The sequence below is a fragment of the Pseudonocardia sp. T1-2H genome, assembly GCF_038039215.1.
Lineage (GTDB): Bacteria > Actinomycetota > Actinomycetes > Mycobacteriales > Pseudonocardiaceae > Pseudonocardia.
On record NZ_JBBPCL010000003.1, the window covers coordinates 185,082 to 206,162 of the forward strand.

Annotated in this window: 18 protein-coding genes and 2 pseudogenes; 4 read left to right on the forward strand and 16 right to left on the reverse strand. The window is 71.0% G+C overall.

Going from position 1 to position 21,081, the window contains the following annotated elements:
- Nucleotides 1–461: 461 nt before the first annotated feature.
- The gene (locus WBK50_RS34505) at nt 462–1,181 is read left to right on the forward strand and encodes an SDR family oxidoreductase (RefSeq protein ID WP_341339945.1); all 720 of its coding nucleotides are present in this window, start codon (nt 462–464) and stop codon (nt 1,179–1,181) included.
- Between the two features lie 501 nt (nt 1,182–1,682).
- Here the strand turns inward: WBK50_RS34505 and WBK50_RS34510 are convergent.
- The 3 genes and pseudogenes from WBK50_RS34510 to WBK50_RS34520 form a co-directional block, all read right to left on the reverse strand.
- A pseudogene (locus WBK50_RS34510) lies at nt 1,683–2,950 on the reverse strand (IS3 family transposase).
- Nucleotides 2,951–2,997: 47 nt separating this feature from the next.
- Entirely contained in the window at nt 2,998–4,098 is a 1,101-nt protein-coding gene (locus tag WBK50_RS34515; RefSeq protein WP_341339946.1) for a hypothetical protein, read from the reverse strand.
- A 436-nt stretch (nt 4,099–4,534) separates the two neighbouring features.
- Nucleotides 4,535–4,780 (reverse strand): hypothetical protein, encoded by a 246-nt coding sequence (locus WBK50_RS34520; protein ID WP_341339947.1) that lies wholly within the window; start codon nt 4,778–4,780, stop codon nt 4,535–4,537.
- A 1,644-nt stretch (nt 4,781–6,424) separates the two neighbouring features.
- On the opposite strand from WBK50_RS34520, the gene WBK50_RS34525 reads away from it, so the two are divergent.
- Nucleotides 6,425–7,882: an aldehyde dehydrogenase gene (locus WBK50_RS34525; protein WP_341339948.1), complete on the forward strand. Its 1,458-nt coding sequence runs from the start codon at nt 6,425–6,427 to the stop codon at nt 7,880–7,882.
- Nucleotides 7,883–8,071: 189 nt separating this feature from the next.
- Here the strand turns inward: WBK50_RS34525 and WBK50_RS34530 are convergent, their stop codons facing one another.
- From WBK50_RS34530 to WBK50_RS34570, 9 genes and pseudogenes are all read right to left on the reverse strand, one after another.
- Nucleotides 8,072–8,578: a hypothetical protein gene (locus WBK50_RS34530; protein WP_341339949.1), complete on the reverse strand. Its 507-nt coding sequence runs from the start codon at nt 8,576–8,578 to the stop codon at nt 8,072–8,074.
- A complete protein-coding gene (locus WBK50_RS34535) occupies nt 8,529–9,200 on the reverse strand; it encodes a transposase (RefSeq protein ID WP_445942428.1) in 672 nt (223 codons plus the stop codon). The genes WBK50_RS34530 and WBK50_RS34535 overlap by 50 nt, the downstream gene beginning before the upstream one ends.
- Nucleotides 9,174–10,005, reverse strand: a pseudogene (locus tag WBK50_RS34540) (IS5 family transposase); the annotation flags it as partial. The gene WBK50_RS34535 and the pseudogene WBK50_RS34540, both read right to left, overlap by 27 nt.
- Before the next feature lie 168 nt (nt 10,006–10,173).
- Complete coding sequence (locus WBK50_RS34545; RefSeq protein WP_341339950.1) at nt 10,174–10,428, reverse strand: Txe/YoeB family addiction module toxin; 255 nt, start codon at nt 10,426–10,428, stop codon at nt 10,174–10,176.
- Nucleotides 10,425–10,688, reverse strand: coding sequence for a type II toxin-antitoxin system Phd/YefM family antitoxin (locus WBK50_RS34550; protein WP_341340014.1), 264 nt, complete (start codon nt 10,686–10,688; stop codon nt 10,425–10,427). Before WBK50_RS34550 ends, WBK50_RS34545 begins: the two co-directional genes overlap by 4 nt.
- A 167-nt stretch (nt 10,689–10,855) precedes the next feature.
- Entirely contained in the window at nt 10,856–11,200 is a 345-nt protein-coding gene (locus WBK50_RS34555; RefSeq protein WP_341339951.1) for a hypothetical protein, read from the reverse strand.
- A 136-nt stretch (nt 11,201–11,336) separates the two neighbouring features.
- Nucleotides 11,337–11,807: a hypothetical protein gene (locus WBK50_RS34560; RefSeq protein WP_341339952.1), complete on the reverse strand. Its 471-nt coding sequence runs from the start codon at nt 11,805–11,807 to the stop codon at nt 11,337–11,339.
- Nucleotides 11,808–12,018: 211 nt separating this feature from the next.
- The gene (locus WBK50_RS34565) at nt 12,019–13,023 is read right to left on the reverse strand and encodes a ParA family protein (RefSeq protein ID WP_341339953.1); all 1,005 of its coding nucleotides are present in this window, start codon (nt 13,021–13,023) and stop codon (nt 12,019–12,021) included.
- A gap of 852 nt (nt 13,024–13,875) precedes the next feature.
- Nucleotides 13,876–14,718, reverse strand: a complete 843-nt coding sequence (locus WBK50_RS34570) for a site-specific integrase (protein WP_341339954.1) — start codon at nt 14,716–14,718, stop codon at nt 13,876–13,878.
- Between the two features lie 593 nt (nt 14,719–15,311).
- Here WBK50_RS34570 and WBK50_RS34575 point away from each other — a divergent pair.
- A complete protein-coding gene (locus WBK50_RS34575) occupies nt 15,312–16,091 on the forward strand; it encodes a hypothetical protein (RefSeq protein ID WP_341339955.1) in 780 nt (259 codons plus the stop codon).
- Between the two features lie 37 nt (nt 16,092–16,128).
- Here the strand turns inward: WBK50_RS34575 and WBK50_RS34580 are convergent, their stop codons facing one another.
- From WBK50_RS34580 to WBK50_RS34595, 4 genes are read right to left on the reverse strand one after another with little or no spacing between them, the layout of a single operon-like run.
- A complete protein-coding gene (locus WBK50_RS34580; RefSeq protein ID WP_341339956.1) occupies nt 16,129–16,872 on the reverse strand; it encodes a 3,4-dihydroxy-2-butanone-4-phosphate synthase in 744 nt (247 codons plus the stop codon).
- The gene (locus tag WBK50_RS34585; protein WP_341339957.1) at nt 16,869–17,318 is read right to left on the reverse strand and encodes a class I adenylate-forming enzyme family protein; all 450 of its coding nucleotides are present in this window, start codon (nt 17,316–17,318) and stop codon (nt 16,869–16,871) included. The genes WBK50_RS34580 and WBK50_RS34585 overlap by 4 nt, the downstream gene beginning before the upstream one ends.
- A 29-nt stretch (nt 17,319–17,347) precedes the next feature.
- Nucleotides 17,348–18,475, reverse strand: a complete 1,128-nt coding sequence (locus tag WBK50_RS34590; RefSeq protein ID WP_341339958.1) for an AMP-binding protein — start codon at nt 18,473–18,475, stop codon at nt 17,348–17,350.
- A 29-nt stretch (nt 18,476–18,504) separates the two neighbouring features.
- Nucleotides 18,505–19,545: a fumarylacetoacetate hydrolase family protein gene (locus WBK50_RS34595; RefSeq protein WP_341339959.1), complete on the reverse strand. Its 1,041-nt coding sequence runs from the start codon at nt 19,543–19,545 to the stop codon at nt 18,505–18,507.
- A gap of 253 nt (nt 19,546–19,798) precedes the next feature.
- Here WBK50_RS34595 and WBK50_RS34600 point away from each other — a divergent pair, with 253 nt between their 5' ends.
- On the forward strand, nt 19,799–21,043 hold the full coding sequence (locus WBK50_RS34600) for an LLM class flavin-dependent oxidoreductase (RefSeq protein WP_341339960.1): 1,245 nt from the start codon (nt 19,799–19,801) through the stop codon (nt 21,041–21,043).
- The last annotated feature ends 38 nt before the right edge of the window (nt 21,044–21,081 follow it).

The window sequence follows — 21,081 nt, forward strand, 5'->3', positions numbered from 1 at the left end:
CGACCGTTCGGGCACATGTCGGACGAACGTGTGACACACATCCAGTTGGTCGTCAGCGAGGATATGGACCGCGAATCCCGGGCCGTGTGTGGATTCATTTGCAGAGTTCACCCGATGATCTATCGACCAGAGAACCTGGGTCGCATTCAGTGACGCCGAGGCGAACGAGTTACCCGTCAGCCCTACGCCGCCATCGACGTCGGGGCGCCGCGGCGACGAAGCTCCGCATTGGCGCCTGCACAGGGCGCAGCCGTTGTCGCCCACCGACCTGCGCGACGCCACCGCGGTGCTGGTCCGCATCTGCGAGCAGCTCCTCGCCGCCGGCGACACCCGTCTGGGGGTCGGGCGTGGCGGCGCTCCGGTCCGGGCCCGTTCGGATGGTGAGATGGCGGATCGAACACGGTGTCGTGCAGCGGAGAGGCGGATCGGTGGATCTTGGGATCACAGGTAGGCGAGCGGCGGTGGCCGCGGCGAGTTCGGGGCTCGGCTACGGGAGCGCGGCCGCGCTGGTGGCGAGCGGCGCGCAGGTCACGATCTGCAGCTCCGACGCCGGACGGGCCGAGGCGGCCGCGGCCGCGCTGGGTCACGGCACGTTGTCGGTCGTCGCCAACCTCGCCACGCCCGAGGGGGCCGAGGGCTTCGTCCGGGACGCGGCGGAGGTGATGGGTGGCGTCGACATCCTCGTCGTCAACGGCCCCGGCCCGGCGCCCGGCACCGCGCTCGAGACGCCGGCATCGGCCTACCCGGCCGCGCTGGACCGGAGCCTGCTTGCCGTGGTGCGCATGTGCCTGGCAGCGGTGCCCGGAATGCGCGAGCAGGGGTGGGGCCGGATCGTCGCGATCACCTCGCTCGGCGTGCGGCAGCCGTACCCGAACCTCGCGCTGTCGAACATCGGGCGTGCCGGCGCGACGGGGTTCCTGCGCACCCTCTCCCGGGAGATCGCCGCCGACGGGGTCACTGTGAACTCGGTGCAGCCCGGGCTGCACGAGACCGACCGGGTCCGCACCGTCTACAGCGACCACGACGCACGGGAGGCCGTCCTCGCTACGATCCCGGCCCACCGCCTCGGTGACCCGGCGGACTTCGGGGAGATCGTCGCGTTCCTGTGCTCCGAGCAGGCAAGCTACCTCACCGGGGCCGCGATCCCCGTAGATGGCGGGGCCTACCAGGGGCTGCTCTGACCGGGGAGGGCGCTCTCCAAGGCCACGTTTCACACGGATCCGCCGCCCCGAGGTGCTCGTCGGACCGTCCGGGGCGGGCTGCTCCTGGGCGCTGCTCCCCCACCGGTGATCACGATCAGTGTGCCATCGGGCACCGTCACCCGTCGGGTTGTGCGCCCCGAGGGTGCGGGCGCGTCGTGCGGCGCGGGTTTGCCGATGTGAGGGTTGGGACTCAGTAGGTGCTGGGTTCGCTCGCGAGGGCGTTGAGGAACACCACGCCCTCGCCCATCACCCGCTGCCCACGCGTGCGCGGTGTCCTCGTCGAGGGCCCGATCGGATTTGGCGATCAGTGCCGAGTCGGTGCGCTGGCTTCATCGGCCGTCGCTGTGCTGGTCGAGCTCGGTCATCCGGATTCGTCGATCCTGGCACGTCGGTGCTGACGAGCTGGGCCTCGTTCCTCAGAGGGCAACCGCGGGTACCTCACCGCCGGGACTTTTGAACCGCCCCGGCGTGTCCGGAGAGCTATCGGCTTGAGTTCTCTGGCTGCGGTGTGGCTGTTCGTTGACGGTAGTGGGCGGCCTCAAGTTGGGCGGGTGGGATGTCGCCGGCGGCGCTGTGTAGGCGTCGGTGGTTGAACCAGTCGACGTACTCAAGGGTGGCGATCTCGACCTGCTCGACGCTGCGCCAGGGCCCTCTCGGTTTGATCAGCTCGGTCTTGAACAGCCCGATGGTCGACTCGGCCAGCGCGTTGTCGTAGGCGTCGCCGACCGTGCCGATCGACGGTGCTGCGCCGGCCTGGGCGAGGCGCTCGGTGTAGGCGATGGATGTTGTACTGCGACTCGGCGTCGGTGTGCATGATCAAACCGTCCAGCTCGGCGCGGCCCTGTCCGGCGCGGGTCCAGACGGCGTGTTCGAGGGCGTCGAGGACGAGCTCGGTGCGCATGCTCGTCGCCGCGCGCCAGCCCAGGATGCGCCTCGAGTAGGCGTCGATGACGAACGCGACGTAGACCATCCCGGACCACGCGGGGACGTTGGTGAAGTCGGCGACCCACAGCTGGTCCGGGGCGGGCGGGTTGAACCGGCGGCCCACGAGGTCCCCGGCACGGCTCTGTCCGCCCGGCAGCGTCGTGCGCGCCCGTCGGCCGCGGCGTGCTCCGCCCAGGCCCTGGGCGCGCATGAGCCGCTCGACGGTGCAGCGGGCGACTCGGATGCCCTCTCGGTTGAGCTGGGCCCAGACCTTCCGCGCGCCGTAGACCCCGTAGTTCTCGGCGTGGACCCGCGCACCTCCGGTGCGAGGTACTCGTCGCGGACCTGCGCCCTGCTCGGCTCAGCGGCTCGGCGGGCGTAGTAGGTGGACGGGGCGATCGGTGCGCCCAGCTCGGCGAGCTGGGCGCAGATCGACTCGACGCCCCATCGCCGCCCACCGGTCTGGTGGGCGGCGTGCTGGTCGATGAACCTCACCAGCGTCGGTGTGGCCGGTCGATCTCGGCCGCGAAGAAGGCCGAGGCCGCTTTCAGGATGTCGTTGGCCCGCTTGAGCTCGGCGTTCTCTCGGCGCAGCCTGCGCAGCTCGTCTGACTCCTGCGTGGTCGTGCCGGGCCGGACGCCGGAGTCTGTCTCGGCTTGGCGGACCCACTTGCGCACGGTCTCGCCGGTGCCGACTCCGAGCTTGTCGGCGACGGCGTTCATCGCCGCCCACAGCGAGTCGTGGTCGTCGCGGATCTCGGCGACCATCCGTACCGCCCGCTCACGCAACTCCGGCGGATACGGCGGCTGGGAACGACGTGTCATGACTCCATCTCCTCAGAAGATCAAGTCTCCGGACACGCCGGGGCGGGTCACTTTCGATCGCTGGAGTGGCTGCGGGCGAGGCCTGGGTTCGTGCGCTTCTGGCGCCTTTTCCGGAGGGCACGCAGGTGGGCGTCGACGGTGGCTCTGGCGGCTGCGCGGGTGTCGGGGAGTGCCTGTGGCTGCTCAGTTCCCTCGGTCACGGGGGTGCTCACGTGGCCGAGGCGATGGCGGTAGTCGCCGCGGATCCCGACCACTGCGGCGGGGAGCTCGTCGAGCCGCCTGGTCCACGGGCGGAGGCGGTAGCCGAGCACGCGGAGGGGGTCTGTGGCGCCGCGCCGGGCGTCGCCTCGGTGATCGCCGGGGCGGTCGGGGTGGTGGTCGAGGGCGTAGAGCAGGCCTGCGACGCAGGCTCCGGCGTCCCACCACGTTTTGAGCAGGGCCCGGGTGCGCCAGAGGGGCACCGCGGATACCTCCCGGTGGCCTAGGCCGATTCTCTGGAGGAAGCAGAGCGTGGCAGCGGTTCGTTCTGAGGGGGACTGGGGGACCTGGAAGACGGGCCAGTTGCGGCTAGCAGGTGGGGTTGGCCGTCTGCCGCCCTGCAAGGGCTTACTACTCACGTAAGACATGGGGAGGTCGCCACTTTCATCCACAGGCGTGCTGGCGTGGGGTTGGTCGGTCGGGTGCGGGGGGAGTGGCCGGTTGCTGACGAGGGCGTAGCTGGGTGTGCGGTTGCGGCGGGCGCCGAGGAACTCGGCCGAGGCCCCGCACTCAATGACGACGAGCAGGCCGGCGTCTCTGGCCCAGGCCAGGACTCGGGAGACGGTACGAGTGGCTCGTGCTCCGGCGCTGCCGAGCTGCACGGCGGTGAGGCCAGTGACCAGACCGGTGTTCCAGTCCATGTGGTGGACGAGCCGGCACAGGATCTGCAGCCAGCTCGTGCGCTTGTCCGTGCGCCAGTCCTCGCCGTCGACGAGGTCCTTAATGTGCTGCAGCGCTTCGCGTTGGCACGTCAGGACTCGCCAGCCGGTGTCGATGAAGTGCCGCCAGCCCGGGTGTGGCTGGAATCGGCCGGTTTCCAGGCGCGCGAGAGTCCGTATCCGACCGTAGGCCATCGCCCGGGCTGCGGTGCGATCGAGCTGTCGCTGCACCGACCGTGGGCGTGCTCGGCCTTGTGTCGATGGAAGTGGAGCGACCCTGGCGGCGCGACCGCGGGGGGTCCGCGGCGGGCGCTGGCCTGGTCGTTGGATCGGCGCTGGTTGGAGACCGAACCTGGCTAGGTCGGCAGCACCGGTGCAACCGCCGTGGAGGAGGCAGGTCTGGCCGTCCGATGTGTGGGCGAGGACGAACGCGCCCTGCTCGTAGCACGGCTGGCACCAGCCGGTGCCCTGCTCAGGGCAGGTCGAACCGTGTCGGGCTCGCGCAACGTCCGGCCCAAGAGGTATCTTGGACACGCGAAAGCGCCCCTTATGGCAATGGGGGGAAGGCCCCAGCCGCGGCTGGGGTACGACGTCGACCCGGGTGGCGCCCCGGCCGGCGTGAGGACTAAGCGAGGCGGCCCCCTGGCAGGGGCCGCCTCGTTCGTTGTTATGAGGCCTTCGTCAGCGGCAGCTCCTCCTGCGCGCTCAGGGGCCGGGGGTAGCAGTATTCAGGCGCTGGCCGACCAAGAGATTCCGCGATCATCCGCGTCACGACGTCGGTGACCGGGATCCCGTCGCGCTTGGAAATTCGCTCCACCTCCGCGTGGAACTCGGCGGGCATGCGCACGGGCACCTGGACGCGCACGCCCTTGCTCTTGCGCCCGGGCTTGCGCCGCTGGCGGGTGGAGTCCATGGGCGGGAGTTATACCGGTGATCACTCAGGTGCAGCACGTGACGCGCCGAAGGTGAATCAGATTCCGTTGAAGCGGGTGCCAGCCACCTGCCCGGCGGCGTCTTCAGCGGTGGTGGACTGGCACGCCGAGGGGCCAGCGGCGCGGCGCATCCTCAGGCTGAGACGACACAGCGAGACCGCTGGCGCAGGGGATGGAGTCAACACTGCGGTCGCCGCGCGCGGCCGCCTGGCCCGCCCTTGCTGTCGGGCCACCTCAAGCGCCCGCTGCCAGACCTCGTCGCCTGCCGTCCCTGGCAACGACTCCGCTTCCCAAGCGGGCGGTGGCGGTTCGGCCGGTCCTGTGTCACCTGGCGAAGGAGTGGGCGGGTTCTCGGTGCCGCGGCCTGGCCGATCCGCTGGCAGATCTCCTCCCACATCCGGCGTGCGGTCTCTCGGCTCGCGATCTCCTCGGCCAGGCGATGGGCGCGCTCCCGGGGTACCGACCGCGACGTCCTCCTGCCGCGAGCCGCGCGGCCCGTAGGACTGCCACCGAGCCGCGGCCGCACCGTGCACGCGTTCCGCCGCGTGGCGGCGGCGCCGCCAGCGGTGCGCGCCGGTTGCGGCGCTCCGTCAGTACCGGTCCAACGCGCCAGCCGGTGCCGCTCCCAGCCGTCGGGCCGCCGCAACTCAGCCGCCTCGCACCGGTCGGATACCCGCCCGGCACCCGGCTCGGGGCTGTGCCCCATCGCCCGCAGGACGTCGCCGTTTGTCCACCCGGACCGCCACCACGGTCTACTCAACGACTGGATCTACCGCGGGCTCAACCGCCACAACGCCCCGGCCCGCAGCCTTGAACTGGAGCGCCGCGGCGGCACCCGCGGCCCATCCATCGGAACCTGATCGTGAAAGTACCGTTTTCTTCTCTTGGCTGCGGCCCGGAGGGCCGTCGTATACGTGTATGCGGGGGCTCCGACCGTTTGAGGGCAGGCGACACCTCCGTTGGCTATCGAGGTGCTACCCCGGCCGGCCTTGGCGACGATCTAGATGCCCGTGTAGCGCCGCTGCTCGGCCAGGTCGCCGGTGTGTTCGGCGAACTCCCGGCAAGCGAATGACCGCGGCCCCGTCCGAGCGCTACGACCACGTCCGTGCGCAGATCTCTTCGGTCACGCCGCTGCTAGTGGTGGTGGGCGGGGGCGCCGTGTCAGGCTCCCGATGGGTCTGTTTCCGTGGCCTGCGCCTTCGAATCGGACGAGGTCTCCCCACCCTCCGGCTCCACGTGCCTCGAAAGACCTCGTGCTCGAGATGATCGGCAACGGGGGCCCGCGGTCAGCCCGACGACTCTCTCCTACGCCCGGCACCGAAGCATGCAAGCTCACCGACGTCCGTAGCCGAGAGTTCGGGAGGCACTGAAAGCTGCGGTCCGGACGGCCGGGGCGACCCGGGTAGCGTCAAGCCGGGTCGCCCACCCGGTGATGAGACGGCGGCAATTGCGACGCCCGTTGCGTCCAATATGGGCGCGGCAAGGCAGGCGATACCGATCGTCGGCTCCTCATGTTCCTCCGCGACGGCTGGCCCCACTCCCCCGCGCGCGTTCAGCCTCCCTCGTTTCGCTGGCCGGAATGAACAGCTTCCGCGGGCCCCGCCCCGCTGCAAGCCTCGGACACCATGGGGACCAGCGCTGGGACGGATTTTTTCGGGCACATCATCGACGGCGAGGAGATCCCGTCCGCCGACGGGGCGACCTTCGACTCGGTGGACCCCTGGACCCGCGAGCCCTGGGCGCGGGCCGCGCTGGGCGGCGCGGACGAGGCCGACCGGGCGGTCACCGCGGCCCGCCGGGCCTTCGACGAGGGGCCCTGGCCGCAGACGGGTTTCGCCGAGCGCGGCGCGTTGATCCACAAGCTGGCTGACCTGATCGAGGCGCATGCCGACGAACTCGCGCTGGCCGACTCCCGGGACATGGGCAAGCCGGTCGCGGACGCGAAGGGCAAGGACGTCCCACGCACCGCCCAGAACTTCCGGTTCTTCGCCGACCACGCCCGGCTCGCGACCGCCGAGGCCTACCCGATGGACACCGGCCACCACGCCTACGCCCGCTTCGAACCGGCCGGGGTGGTCGCCGCGATCGCCCCCTGGAACTTCCCGCTGATGCTGGAGTCCTGGAAGATCGCCCCGGCGCTGGCCTGGGGCAACACCGTCGTGCTCAAGCCGGCCGAGGACTCCCCGGCCTCTGCGACGATCCTGGCTCGCCTCGCCCTTGAGGCCGGCATCCCGCCCGGCGTGCTCAACGTCCTGCACGGCTACGGCCCCGATTCTGCGGGCGAGGCGCTCACGACGGACCCGCGGGTCGACCGGATCACCTTCACCGGCGAGTCCGCCACCGGCCGGGCGATCACCGGTGCGGCAGCGAGGAACCTCACGCCGGTCAGCCTGGAGCTCGGCGGCAAGGGTGCGAACCTGGTGTTCGCCGACGCCGACCTGGACAACGCGGTCGACTGGTCGATCAAGGCGATCTTCACCAATGCCGGGCAGGTCTGCCTCGCCGGCAGCCGGCTCTACGTCGAGCGCACGATCCTCGACGAGTTCCTGGATCGGTTCGTTGCCGCGGCCGAGGCCCTGGTCATCGGCGACCCCCGGGACCCGGCTACCCAGATTGGCCCGCTGGCGTCAGAGACGCACTACACGAAGGTGCGCGGTCACCTGGAGAACGCGGCGGGGAAGATGCTCACCGGCGGCCTCGGCGACGGCTGGGTGGTCCGGCCGACGGTCATCGTCGACGCGCCCGCGGACTCGCCGATCCAGCGCGAGGAGGTCTTCGGGCCGGTCGTGACCGTGACGCCGTTCGACTCCGAGGCCGAGGCGGTCGGGCTGGCGAACGACTCCCCGTACGGCCTCAACGCGATGGTGTTCACTGAGAACCTCTCCCGCGCGCACCGGGTCGCCGCGGCGCTGCAGGCGGGGACGGTCTGGACGAACTGCTTCTTCATCCGGGACCTGCGGGCGCCGTTCGGCGGGTTCGCGGACTCCGGCTGGGGCCGCGAGGGCGGCACCTTCAGCCGGGAGTTCTTCACCGAGCCCAAGGCCGTCGTGATGGCCGTTTCCGCAGCCCACGACGGGTCGTAACGGCGTTACGGTGTCCCCGCCGCGCCCGCGCGGCCGCGGATCGACTTGCCGCCGGAGACCTCGCCCCGCGATAGCCCCCGGTCGCATTGGGGACCCTGCGTGGGCGTGGGCGTGGCTGTGCGTTCTCGTGGACTTGAGGAGCCAGCCTCGCTTAGCTTGATTTTTAACCCGGGCGTGACGGCTGTGCTGTCACGGTGAGGTCGGGTTTGCCGGTTTTCCCGACGTCGAAACGGGGTGCGGACCTGCGGTTGCGGGAGCCGGGTGGGCGCCCGGGGCCGGGTGAGCGGGTTTCGGTGCGCCGGCGGGCAGGGCGGTGCGCGGGCGGAGGTGCCGAAACCCGCGGCGGACCCGAGCCCCCGGTGTCAACCGGCCCGGCGGCGCGGGTTTCTCCCAGGGACGACGTAGGTCCTGGGCCAGCGGCCGGGCGAGGCGGAGCTGGGTGTGCGCGGCGATGATGACCCAGGTCCAGCGGTCCGCCGCCTGTGGGGATCGGATCTTCGGGGCGGTCCAGCCCAGGGTCTGCTTGAGCAGCCGGAAGGTGTGCTCGAGATCGAAGCGACGCAGGAACGACCGCCACCAGCGGTCCACGTCGGTGGTGCTGGCGCTGGTGGTCGAGGTCCACAGCCAGACCGGGTTCGGGTCGCGGTCACCGGGCAGGTGCTCGACCTGCAGCCGGATGAGGGTGCCCTCGAGCACGGGCAGCTCGCCGTCGTGGTCGGCCCGGCAGCCGCGGTGGGTCACCCCGCGGGTGCAGCCGGTCCCAGCTGGTCGCGGTCGCGGTGCCGTAGCGGGTGGTCTCGGTGATCGAGATGTGGGCGGGTTCGGGCCAGGTGGCTGGCTTGTTCAGAGCGAACTGCGGCCCGTGCCGGGGTGGGCGTCCGGTGCGGCCGGGCAACCGGGGCCGCTTCGGCATTCGCAGGACCCGGTCGGAGCGGATCCGGCCGAGAAGCTCGACCGGTAGGTCGGCCACGACGAACGCCAGCCGGGTGATGTCGTAGCCGGCGTCGGCCACGATCAGGATATGCGGATCACCGGCGCGCCAGTGCCCCGCCGCGATCAGCCTGCCGACCACCGCGCGGAGTTGGTCCGCGGTCATCGTGGTGGCGTCATCAGCCGGGCCGAGCCGGACCGCGTCCAGCAGCGCGGTCCAGGAGGTCCGGCCCGGTTCCAGAGCGGCGACGAACGAGTAGGGCCAGCCCGGGATCATCTGGGCCTGGCCCTCAGTCAGGCAGGTCGTGCTGGGCGAGCCGGTCGAGCACGACCCGATGCAGCCGCTGCCGGCGGCGAGGGCGCGTAGCCAGATGTTGATCGTGACGATGTGCACGGTGGCCTCGTAGCGCAGGGCGAGCTTGTCGTACCGGGTGGCGAGGGCGCGGTGCTGTTTGAGCGGGTTGATGCCGTCATTCGACGGCGTTGCGCTGCCGGTAGATCTGCTCGTCGAAGGCCGGTGGACGTCCACCGGCCGAGCCTCGGGCTTGTCGGTGAGCCTGCTGGTCGACCTTGACCGGAATCATCGCGGCGATCTTGCGGCGGCGCAGGTAGTCGCGGTTCGCCTTCGACGAGTAGGCCTTGTCGGCCAGCACCCGGTCCGGGCGCGTGCGTGGTCGTCCCGGCCCGAGTCGAGCCACCCGCAGCCCGTCGAGGACCGCGATGAACTGCGGTGAGTCGCCGCGCTGACCTGCGGCGATCAACGCAGCCAGCGGGCCGCGGCCCTGCTCACAGGCCACATGGATCTTGGTGGTCCAGCCTCCGCGGGAGCGCCCCAGCCCGTGATCGGCGGGTTCGTCACCGGGCGGTTCGACGTGCGCCTGCGGGTGGCGGCGGGCCCCGGCGGCGTGTTGGTGGGCGCGGTTGATCGTGGAGTCGACCGAGACGTCCCAACGGATCAGTCCGCCGGCGTCGGCCCAGCCCAGCAGCGTGGACCACACCAGCGCCCACACGTTCTGACGCTGCCAGCGTCGGAACAGCTGATAGATCGACTGCCAGTGTCCGTAGCGTTCGGGCACGTCGCGCCACGGGGCGCCGACGCGGGTCCGCCACCGGATGCCGTCGATCAACCTGCGGCGGGGCCACTTCCGCGGTCGGCCCCTGCCCATCGGAGCCGGGAGCAGCGGTTCCAAGATCCGCCACTACCGGTCCGTCAGGTCCTTACGCGCTCCGATCGATAGGCTGCGCAACGAGGTCTCCGGGCGGACGGTCTTCTTGGTCGTTGATCACCTACCGGAGACCTCACCCATGTCCGAGCACCGACACGCGCAGCCCGCGGGGCCAGACGACTTCCTAAACAGCTCCTAGTAGTGGTAGCGGCAGGCGGCGATACGGATCTCGTCGTCGACGATCTTGTAGATGAGTCGGTGCTCGTCGGTGATGCGTCGCGACCAGTAGCCCTGGAAGCCGTGCTTGAGGGGTTCGGGCTTGCCGATGCCTTCATTGCCGGTACGCGCGACGTCCTGGAGCAGCGTGTTGATTCGCTTGAGGACCTTACGATCCTGGGTCTGCCACCACAGGTAGTCGGCCCAGGCGTTCTCGTCCCAGACGAACTTCACTCGTCGGCGGAATCGAGCAGGTCACGGGTCGCGCCCGCGCCGTGTTCGAGGCGGTCGATCGCGGCGAGCAGCCGCCGTGCGTTCTCGGGGCTGCGCAGCAGGTAGGCAGTCTCCTTGAGCGATTCGTAGTCATCGAGCGCGACCATGACGACCGGCTCATGGCCCGCCCGAGTGATCACCACTTCTTCCCGGTCGTCGGTCACGGCGTTGAGGGTCTCGGCGTAGCGCGCGCGGGACTCCGAGTACGTCATCGTCTTCATGGCCACCTCCTACGTACAAGAAATTGTACGCCCAGTTCTGGGGCTGGGCAACGGCCCGTTGCTCGTCCCCGCCCCGCCGCCCCGGCGACGGGCATGGAGTTCAGCCCCGCCGCCCGGGCTCCGCAGGCGCGGTGGCGTCGAACGTTCGCGGATGGGTCGACTGGCCGTCACCGGGCTTGCCGCTGAACGGCCTCGTCCACGGCCGCCTGCCGGTGTACGTAGGCGTGGATCGCGGCCGCGAGCTCGGCCGGCGTGGTGTCGTCGCTGGTGAGCGCGACAATGAGGCTCGTGCCCGCGCGGGCCTCCTGATCGAGTTGGTCGGCGACGGCGGGCGCCCCGCAACGGCGTAGTGCCTCGAGGATGACCGTCGCGCGGTGGTCGGCGGCGACCAGCGCTCGTCGAGACTCCGCGGCCAGGGCGGCGCGTTGCTCGGCCTGAGTATGCCGGTGGGCGTCGACCAGTCCGTGGATCCGGCCGTGCTGATCGGTGAGGTCGGCGGAGAGCGTCGCCATCGTCGTTTGTCCTCCCGTCGCCGGTCCCGGTTCGGATCGGCGCTGTTTCGAGCTCCCGGCTGCGTCGCGCGGAACCCGCATCTCAGGGCAGAGCAACGGGCTCATATGTCGGCGCATATGGCGCCGCTTATGAGGGTTATGTAGTGGGCGGTGCCTCCAGCGCGTAGCGCAGCGCGCCGGTGGCGACCTCGGTGCGGGTGACCAGGCCGGGGTGGGTGGCGCGGACGGTGTCGGCGATCTCGTCGAGCAGGTCGCGTTCGGCGAGGGTGAGCCGCAGGGTGACCTGCACGGTGTCCGCGGCCAGGCGGCGGCCGCGGGGCCGACGGGAGCCCGCGCCCGGGCGCGCGGCGCGGACCTCGGCCGCGACCTCGTCGGGATGGTCCTCACAGGTCCAGAGCACCAGCTGGCCGTAGGAGGGCCGCTCCGGCCCAGCCAGCAGCTGGGTGTTGATGTCGTCGTAGAGCGCGCGCGGGATCCGCACCGCCACCGGGACCCGACCGGGATCGCCGATTTCGGCCGCGGCCGGTGCACTGCTGCGCGGGGGCCGGGCCGGGCGCCCACCCTGGCCGCGGGACTTCCGGGCGGGCGCCGGGCGCGGGGCGGACACGGGTTCCGCCCCCCGCTCCCCCGCTGCGCGGGACGCTCGTCGTCGCGGTGCTGCTCGGCGGAACGGTCCGGGACCGGCGGCGCCGGCTCGGGCTCGGGCTCCCGCGGCGGGGCCGGGGTCTTCAGCGGGGTCGGAGTGATCAGCGGGGCGGGTGGCAGCAGGTCGTCGATGTCATCGAGCCGACTCGGGTCGAAGGCGGGCCGACGGCGGTTCATGCCCGGGCCCCGCTCTCGGCGCCGGCGATGCGGGTCAGCAGCTCGCGGGCCAGGGCCTGGTAATCACTGGCCAGGGCCGAGGGGTCCCGGGACCACAGCCGCACCGGCTCGGCCCCGTCGGCGGCCGCCCGGTCGGCGCGGTGTTTACCGCCGCTACGGAGCCGGGCCAGCCGGGACTTGTTCTGCTCGGCGGTGGCCGCGACGAGCTCGGCCGGGGTCAGGTGGGCCGAGCGCAGATCCAGGGCCGCGGCGCGGTCGCTGCGGATGATCGTCTGGAAGCTGCTCGAGCCGGACCCGTCGAGCAGCCCGTCGAGGTCGGTCAGGACCTGGCCGTTGCGGGCGGTCGCCCGCGGGTTGGCGTCGAACAGCACCACCCCGAGCAGCTGCACCAGGGCGCCTTCCTGGCGCGCCTTGAGGTAGCGCAGCGCCAGCAGTTCCACCCCGCTCAGCGACGCGTCGTCGTCCTTGGTCGGGACCACCAGATAGCGGGTCACCCGCAGCAGCGCATCGAGCAGCGGCGCGTCCCCCGGCCCGGAGTCGATCAGCACGACGCTGTAGCCGCCGGCCACGCAGACCTGCGCCAGGGCCGCGCGCAGGTTGGCGACCAGGTCCAGTCCGGTCTGCGTGGCGGTCGCGGTGAGCGCCCCGACCTGAGCCAGCAGCGGCCCGCCGGCGACGAGGTCGAGACCGGGCCGCACGTCGCGCTCGACCTTCGGGGGCTCGCCGTACTGCAGCGCCATCATCAGGCCGCGGCCACGGTCGCCGTCCACCCCCAGGTCGCTGCTGGTGGCGTTGCCCTGCGGATCCGCGTCGACCACCAGCACCCGCCGGTCCGGGCGGGCGATCAATCCGGCCAAGGCGGTGACGATCGAGGTCTTGCCCACCCCACCCTTCTGGTTGGCCACCAGCACCACCCGCGCCAGTGCCGCGGACTCCACCCCCTGCGTGGACGTGTCGGGGTCCATCACCACCACCTTCTGCGTGCCTGTCGGGCTCGCCATCTCGCTCCCCTACTGATCCGTCATCCGCGCCGTCGTCATCGAGTCCCGCAGGTCCCGCGTCCGCGGCCGCCGCGGTCGGCGCCGCCGGCGCCGTGGCTGCGGCCTTGTCCGCGGGCTATGACGACGACCCCGCTGCTGTCGCAGCGTGTGCCGCGGAGGTCGCCACCGCCGCGGCCTCCGCTGCGGCGACAGCAGCGGTGCCGTGCTTCGTCAACGATGTGAAACCTGCTGTGGTTACGGCTGCCCCCTCAGCGATGAACCCGTCGTTGGGCACCGCTGTGGACGCAGCCGTGACCGAAGATAGCGACGGGGCTGCGGATCACGAAGTCGACACGCCTGCGGCGGCACAAGCGTCTACATCTGCGGCCGGGTCCGAGGGCGCGGATGTGGCCAGGGATGCGGACCTGTCGGAGTGCTCGTCAGGTTGCTCAGCTGTGGTGAGCGACTCGCACACGTCGGTTGCGTCTGCTGTGCAGTCATCGGTGTCCGATGCGGCGGTTCCTGATGAACACGGCTCCGTTGACTCAGATGAGGATGCGGACGGCGCCACGTCGGTAATCACCTCATCGGACTCTTCAGGTGCCTCGGATGTTGCAGTGGATGGGTAGTCGTCGGCAGCCACCTCTGTGGCCCCGGCTGGAACCGCTGCGATGGTCGTAGACGTGAATCAATCACTGAGCACCGATGGTGATGCGGACGTGGCCCCGCCTGCGGACGTATCGATGACCACGGCAGAGGAACCACGTGTCCCGCAGTACGTGGAGTCGTCAGGTAGCGCTGACGCGACAGCCCGTGAGGATGCGGCTGTGGACGCTGCATTGTCCACATGTGAGGAACATGCTTCGACCCGTGCTAGTGGCGTAGCCGTGCATGCGCATGAGCATGCCGATGTGGACACAGCCGAGGCGGCAGCTGACGACTGCGCAGCGGCCATATATGTGACCGCATATGTGAGTTAGCGAGGTGGGTTAGAGGCCGAGGCGGGTGGTGGGGTTGTCCGTCCACACGGTGCCCTCGTCGATGTAGCCGCGCATCGCCGAGCTTCGACCGCCAGCGGCCGTGCCGCATGATGGCGAGCTCGCTGGCCCCGGCGGCGTAGCCGGTGGTGGCAAACCCGCGGCGCAGCGAATGCCCGGCCCAATGCCCGGTCAGGCCGGCCGCGTCGGCCCGGGCACCGATGATCCGGGCGATCGACCGGTCCGACAAGGCCCGGGTGCCGAGCCGGCCCCACCGGTCCACCGCCACGAACGCTCCTGCGGAGGGCAGATAACGCGGGTCGGTCCCGGTGCCGGCGGAGTGCGGCGACGGGCCGTCGGCACCTGGGGCATCCTCGTCAAGCGCGGGGGAGGGCACCCGGTGGACCAGCCAGGCCCGCCAGGCCCGGACCGGGCACGACTCGGGGTGCGCGCCGTAGGCCAGCCCGCGGGTGTGCCCGGTGGCGGTCGGGTCGGTCTTGCCAGCGGCGATGAACACCCGCAGCCCGTCGGCGTCGACGACCAGGTCGGCGAGGGTGAGCGCGGCCAGTTCGGAGCGGCGCAGCGCCCCGGCGAACCCGATCAGCAGCAGCGCCCGGTCCCGGGCGTCCGCCGGCCGGGCCGGGTCCAGCGGGCTGAGCATGGCGCGCAGGTCATCCGGGCGGGCCGGGGCGACCCGGGCCGGGCGGGTGCGGTGGGTGCGCCGGATCCCGGCCAACACGGTGCGGACCTGTTCGTCGCGGGTGGGGGAGGGGTGCCCGGCCAGGTCGTGCGCGACGGCGATCGCCGAGCACCAGCGGGCCAGCGTGGCCGGCCGGCGGGCGCCGGCGTGCGCGGCGAGGTAGCGGGCCAGCGTCGCGGCCGCGGCCGGCAGCGCGACCGCCGCCGGGGCCTGCGCGTCGCACCAGCGCCGGAACCGGGCGAAGTCCGAGCGGTAGGCCCGCCAGGTGTTCGCCGACCGGGCCGCGGCGGCGTAGCTCCCGACCGCCTCGTCCAGGTCCTGCGGCCGGCGAATCGCCCCGCCGACGGCCGGCTCCGGCCGCGCCAGCGGCCCGGCGCGGAGCGACGAGGGCGTGGTTCGGGGGGACGGGGGCGGGGCCGCGGTCGGGTCCGCGGCGGGCTCGGGGCGCAGAGCGGGTCCTTCCGTATCCGGCCGACGGCCCGGGGAGGGTCGCCGAGTCGGACATTTCTCGCGTCCGATAACGCAACATTATCGGATGCCAGGCGCTGCCGGCCGGTCCGGCACCGCGACACGCCTGCGCGCGTCCATACCGCAGGAATCTGTCTGTTTCAGCGTGTGTGAAGATCTCACGCGTGAGCACTCCGCCGCGGATCACCGACATCGAGCTGTCCGCCGCGGTCGAGCGGATCGCCCGCCGGCACGACCGGATCGACGATTCCCGCAGGTCAGCGATGGGCACCGCACCCCGCGACGTGCTGGACTACCTGGCCGCCCGCAGCCCGGCCGGGATCCCGCGCTGGGTCGCCGCCGCCGACACCGCGGACGCGTTGATCCTGTCCACCTGGTGCTGGTGGGACGACCGCCGCCGGGAACACCGGCTGCTCCGCAACGGCCGCCACCTGGGGCTGTCGCTGTCCGAGCTCGGTGCCCCGCTCGGGATCACCACCCGGCGCGGCACCCAGGACCGGATCGACCGCCTCGACGCCCTGTTGCGCTACGACCGACCCGACGAACAACTCACCCGCGACGGCCGCCGCGACGCCCGTAACCGCGACGCCCGCCAGGACTGGATCGACGCGCACCGCGACGAGATCCGCGCGGTCCTCGCCGGATTCCTCGCGCAGGCCCGGCGCTTCGCCGACGCCGTCGCACCAGAGGAGCACGCGGGCGGCCCCGACGACGATCCCGACGACGCCGACCTGCCCTCCGCAGGAGCGGGGGAGTGGCTCGATGAGCTCACCGCCGACTACGACGCCGACGACCTCACCCCGGCAACCCTCGCCGTGGCCGGGCTCGCCGCCGCCGAGCTGCGCACCGCCCCGGCCGTCCTCGAGCTCGACGCCAAGCACCGGCTGCATACCGCGCTCCGTGAGGTCGAAATTCTGCGCGCCCGGTTGGCCGGGTCGGTGTAGGTAGGGGATGCACGACGCCCCTCGGGAACCATCTCGACTACCAGTCGACGAAGGCGGCGAAGGAGTGCGTGGCGACCCGCGGGTCGGAGTAGTCGCCGTGGCGGAGGCGGTGTCGGACGACGTCGGTGAGGTTCAGGGCGACGAGATCGTGGCGGGCCGCGAGGGACTTGGCCTCGTCCGGTTCGAGGAGGGGGCCGGTGTCGGCGACGAGTTCTGCGGTGAGCGCGACCCGGGGGAGGCCTGCGAGGTCACACAGATCGGCGGCTGCTTCGGGCAAGGCGGCTCGTGTGAGGACCCCACCCCGTTCGATCACTACCGGCAAGAGGTGCCCGGGTCGGATGAGGTCGGCGGGCCCGGACCCGGGGTCGGCGAGTACGCGGGCGGTGCGGGAGCGGTCAGCAGCACTGATGCCGGTGGATACGCCACGGGTGGCGTCCACCGAGATGGTGTAGGCAGGGCGCTCGTGCCGCTCATGGCGTGCCACCATCATCGGCAGATCGAGGTGGTCGGCGCGGGCTCCGTCCAGCGCGACACAGAGCACGCCAGACGAGCGCCGGACCATCCAGGCGGTCCACCTTGCTCGGGCGAGGCAGCCTGCGAGGACGACCTCGGTCCGGGTCGGGGTCCCCATGTCGTCGGTGACGAGAACCGGCAGCCCGGCGCGCAGCGCGGCGAGCGCCTCCGCCACACAGACGACCCCGTCGGCCAGAGGGTGCCGCAGCCCGCTGGCGTGGTGTGTGTCGCGATCACCACCGTTGCGGGTGACTGGCCGAGTGGTCATCGCGGCGACTCCGGGTCGCGGGTGAGCTGGTTGCGTAGCTGCTTCTTGTCGACCTTGCCGTAGGGGGTCAGCGGGAGCTGCTCGACCTGGCGGATGCACTTGGGGCGTTTGTAGGCCGACAGGGTTAAGCGGCAGCGGGCCGTGAGGTCGTCGACGTCAATCCTGGCGGTGCCAGGCGCGGGGACGACGACGGCGACAACGGCTTCGCCCCAGTCGGGGTCGGGGAGCCCGACGACGGCGACTTGTCCGACTCCGGGACAGGTCTGCAGGAACTGCTCGACCTCGCTGCTGTAGACGTTCATACCGCCGGTGATGATGATGTCATTCTTGCGGTCGAGCAGGTAGAGGTAGCCGTCGGCGGCGAGGTAGCCGATGTCGCCGGTGTGCAGCCACCCGTCGCGCAGGGTTTCGGCGGTCTTGTCGGGCAGGCGGTGGTAGCCGGCCATGACGTACGGGGAGCGGGCGACGACCTCGCCTACCTCACCGGGGGCAGGGGGTGGCCGTCGTCGTCGACGACGGCCACGGTGGCGAGCAGGACCGCCCGCCCGCAGCTGGTGAGCCGGTGGGCGAGGGCGGGGTCGGTGGTGTGGTCCTCGCGGCGGAGACGGGTGAGGAAGTTGGGCGCCTCGGACTGGCCGTAGAGCTGCATGAAGACCGGCCCGAAGGTGGCGAGGCCCTGGGCGAGCCGTTCACGGGTGACGGGCGCGGCGCCGTAGAGGATCGTGCGCAGCGCGCTCGCGGACAGGTCACGGCCGGCGGCGCGGTCGAGCAGTCGGTAGATCATGGTCGGGACCATGAAGGTGAAGGTGATGGTGCCGTCGGCGATGAGGCCGAGCACCTGTTCGGGATCGAAGCGGCGCTCGAGCAGCAGTGTCGCTCCGCGCAGCAGGCCTGCTTGGGCGAGGAAGCCGGCGGAGTGGGGTAGCGGCGAGGTGAGCAGGATCCGCTCATCGTCGCCGATCCCGGCTTCGATGATGTGGGAGAGCAGGTTGACGGCCAGCCCTCGCTGGGTGTGCGTCACGCCCTTGGGGCGACCGGTGGTGCCGCCGGTGTAGAGGATTAGGCCGAGATCGTCGAGCGCGGCCGGATCGGTTGATGCCGCCGTGCGCGGCGCGGCATTCCTGTCGTCCCCGTCCTGGAGCACGGTGCGCCACGGCGTGGTCCCCGGCGGTGTCTCCTCGAGGCTGTCAACGGTGATGAGCGTGTGGAGGGTGCCCGTGACTGCTTGCTGCGCCGCGGGCAGCAGGCCCCGGTCGGCAATGGCCACGGCGGCGCCGCTGTCGGCGAGGATATGGGCGATCTCGCCCTGCGAGAGCATGTCGTTGAGCGGGACCTTGATCGCTCCGCAGCGGATGACGGCCAGGTCGGCGACCAGGTACTCGGGCCGGTTGGACATCATCAACGCGACAGGTACTCCGGGGCCCACACCCAGGCCGATGAGGCCGCGGGCGAGCCGGTCGGCCTCGTCGACGAGGCGCTGGTAGGTCCAGGTGTCTCCGCCGAAACGGATGGCCGGCCGGTCGCCGAAGCCGCGCAACGCCTCGAACAGCGGCGCCAGGGTGGTCATGGTCGCGACGTGGGCAGGGAGGGCCGAGGAGAGCATCAGGGGCTCCGGGAGGGTCGAGTGACGGCTCAGTGTCCTGCCCGGGGGGCGCCCGTGTAACTGGGGATCCCGGCGCCGGCGGGGGTCTTCTCCTTCTCCGCGACGACGTTGCGCAGCGTTCCGATCTCGGAGGCCTCGAGCTCGAGGACGTCCCCGCTCTGGATCCAGCGATCCAGCTCGAGCCCGCAGCCACCACCGACGGTCCCAACGGCGAGGAACTCACCGGGGTAGACCGGCTCGCAGTAGGAGGCCCAGGCGAGTACCTCGGCGAAGGAGTAGCGGCGGCCACTGGTGTCGGCCTGTGCCCACACCTCGCCGTTGACCCGGGCGGTGCACTGCACGGCGAACTCGTCGACTTCGTCGATGGTGGTCACGCAGGGGCCCATCACGGTGCCGAAGCTCTTGCCCTTCGACGGGCCGATGTTCAGGCTCATCTCGAAGAACTGGATATCCCGGGCGCTGAGGTCGTTAAAGATCGTGACGCCGGCAATGTGAGCGGGCGCCTCGTCCACGGAGATGTTGCGGCCGCCCTTGCCGACGAAGAACCCGATTTCGAGCTCGAAGTCCATCTGGTCGGTGTAGGCCGGCCACGGGATCGGGTCGCCGGGGCCGAGGATGGTCCCGACGTTGCACTCGTAGCAGATCGGGACGCTGCGGAACGCCTCGGGAACGGCCAAACCGGACCCCGCGGCGTGCGCCTCGTAGGTCAGGTAGTCCCTGATCCGGCGCGGCCGCGGCACCGGGGCCAGCAGCCGAACCGCGTCGGCGACGGGTGCGACCTGCTCACCGCCCGGGTTGACCGGGTCCTCGCCCCGGTCCAGCGCCCCGACGACGAAAGCGACGGCGTCGTCAGCGCGTCGGCGCGCCTGCTCCCCGCCCTCGAAGAACGCGATCATGTCCCGGGGCGCCGCACTGGCCGCGGTGATCCGCGCGTCGCCCACCCCGCCGCCAGCACGCAGGACCGCCGCCGTGTGGGCCGCGTAGAGGTCGACAACCCGGTCCTCGTGCAGCACACCCACTCGTGGGCCCACCAGATCCGCGTGTCCGGGTTCGAACGTCACCAGCCGCATTCCGCCCCCTTGCGAAAGAAATTCGGACATGCGTCCAAATTCGTAGTCCGGTCCGGGTTCAGCATCCTGACCGTCCCGCGATCGGCTGTCAACCGCGCCCTGAGCTGTGCTCGGAGGTCCACCAGGGCCTTGCGGTAGGACACATGGGATCCGTTACATCCGTGCTTGACATCACTTCCCGACCTTGTCCAGACTCCGCGGTGGACATGAGTCCAGTTTCAGATCCGCATCCACATCTGCCTCGGAGGCATCGGTGCCTGTCAAGGTCTTGCTGCAAACCGCTCCGCACGGTGGCACGCCGGAGGAGATCGCCGAGCAACGGCCGCTGGGCCGTCAGCGCTACACGTTCCACACGATGCTCCAGCGGTTGGTCCGCGCGGCGAAGGCCGCGGACGAGCTGGGCTACTGGGGAATGGCTCACGCCGAGCACCATTTCCACTCCGAGGCCATCGAGTACTGCCCCAACCCGGGCCTGATGGCGATGTACCTCGGCCAGCACACCAAACGCCTCATGCACGGCGAGCTCGGCTACGTCGTTCCCGCGCGCGACCCCCTCCGTCTCGCGGAGGAGATCGCCATGATCGACCACATGCTCAGCGGCCGGACCTTCGTCGGCATGGCGCGCGGCTATCAGAGCCGCTGGACCAACGTTCTCGGCCAGCACTACCACGTCACCTCGACGACCTCGGACCAGGGCGAGCTCGACCGGCGCAACAAGGAGCTCTTCTTCGAGCACTACGAGCTGATGAAGAAGGCGTGGACCCAGGACTACTTCACCCACGACACCGAGCACTACAAGGTGCCCTTCCCCGCCGACGGGCTGAGGAACTGGCCGGCCGCCGAGGTCACCCGCAAGTACGGGACCCCCGGTGAGGTTGACGACGAGGGCACCCTCAAGCACATCAGCGTGGTCCCCCGGCCCTATCAGGAGCCGCATCCTCAGCTGTTCCAGGCCTTCTCAGTGTCCGAGTCCACGCTGCGCTGGTGCGGCGAGGAAGGCATCACCCCGACGATCCTGTGGTCGGACATCGCCAAGGTCGAGAACCTAATGCGGGCCTACTACGAGGCCTCGGCCGCCGCCGGTCGCCACTACGAGTGGGGACAGAACGTCGGGATCGTACGCGGCTTCCACATCACCGACAGCTCCGACGTCGCGGATGCCGTCGGCGAGCACGAGGGCTTCATTTGGACCAACTGGTTCAACTACTTCGGGTTCACCGAGGCATTGCGGTACCCCGACGAGGCCGATGGCACCCCGATCCCTGCGCCGGGCGAGACGATCGGTGAGCGCCTGATGAAGTCGGGCATGTTCATGGCCGGCTCGGTCGACGACGTGAAGCGCCAGGTCGAGCAGATGCTCGACCGGGCGCCGGTCGAGTACCTCATCTGGCTGGGCGACTTCACCTCCGACAACGGCATGCGCCAGCTCGAGCTGTTCGCCAAGCACATCATGCCCGAGTTCGACATGCAGGTGACGACCGAGCCCGCCGGCCAGTAGATCCCCTGCCAGCCGCTGTTTTGAGGAGAGTTCCCCAC

What these genes read in the sequence shown, in the direction of transcription:
- WBK50_RS34585 (WP_341339957.1), bottom strand. Translation starts at nt 17,318, where the DNA reads ATGGCCGGCTACCACCGCCTGCCCGACAAGACCGCCGAAACCCTGCGC.
- WBK50_RS34590 (WP_341339958.1), bottom strand. Translation starts at nt 18,475, where the DNA reads ATGCTCTCCTCGGCCCTCCCTGCCCACGTCGCGACCATGACCACCCTG.
- WBK50_RS34555 (WP_341339951.1), bottom strand. Translation starts at nt 11,200, where the DNA reads ATGGCGACGCTCTCCGCCGACCTCACCGATCAGCACGGCCGGATCCAC.
- WBK50_RS34565 (WP_341339953.1), bottom strand. Translation starts at nt 13,023, where the DNA reads ATGGCGAGCCCGACAGGCACGCAGAAGGTGGTGGTGATGGACCCCGAC.
- WBK50_RS34580 (WP_341339956.1), bottom strand. Translation starts at nt 16,872, where the DNA reads ATGACCACTCGGCCAGTCACCCGCAACGGTGGTGATCGCGACACACAC.
- WBK50_RS34525 (WP_341339948.1), top strand. Translation starts at nt 6,425, where the DNA reads ATGGGGACCAGCGCTGGGACGGATTTTTTCGGGCACATCATCGACGGC.
- WBK50_RS34520 (WP_341339947.1), bottom strand. Translation starts at nt 4,780, where the DNA reads ATGGACTCCACCCGCCAGCGGCGCAAGCCCGGGCGCAAGAGCAAGGGC.
- WBK50_RS34595 (WP_341339959.1), bottom strand. Translation starts at nt 19,545, where the DNA reads ATGCGGCTGGTGACGTTCGAACCCGGACACGCGGATCTGGTGGGCCCA.
- WBK50_RS34550 (WP_341340014.1), bottom strand. Translation starts at nt 10,688, where the DNA reads ATGAAGACGATGACGTACTCGGAGTCCCGCGCGCGCTACGCCGAGACC.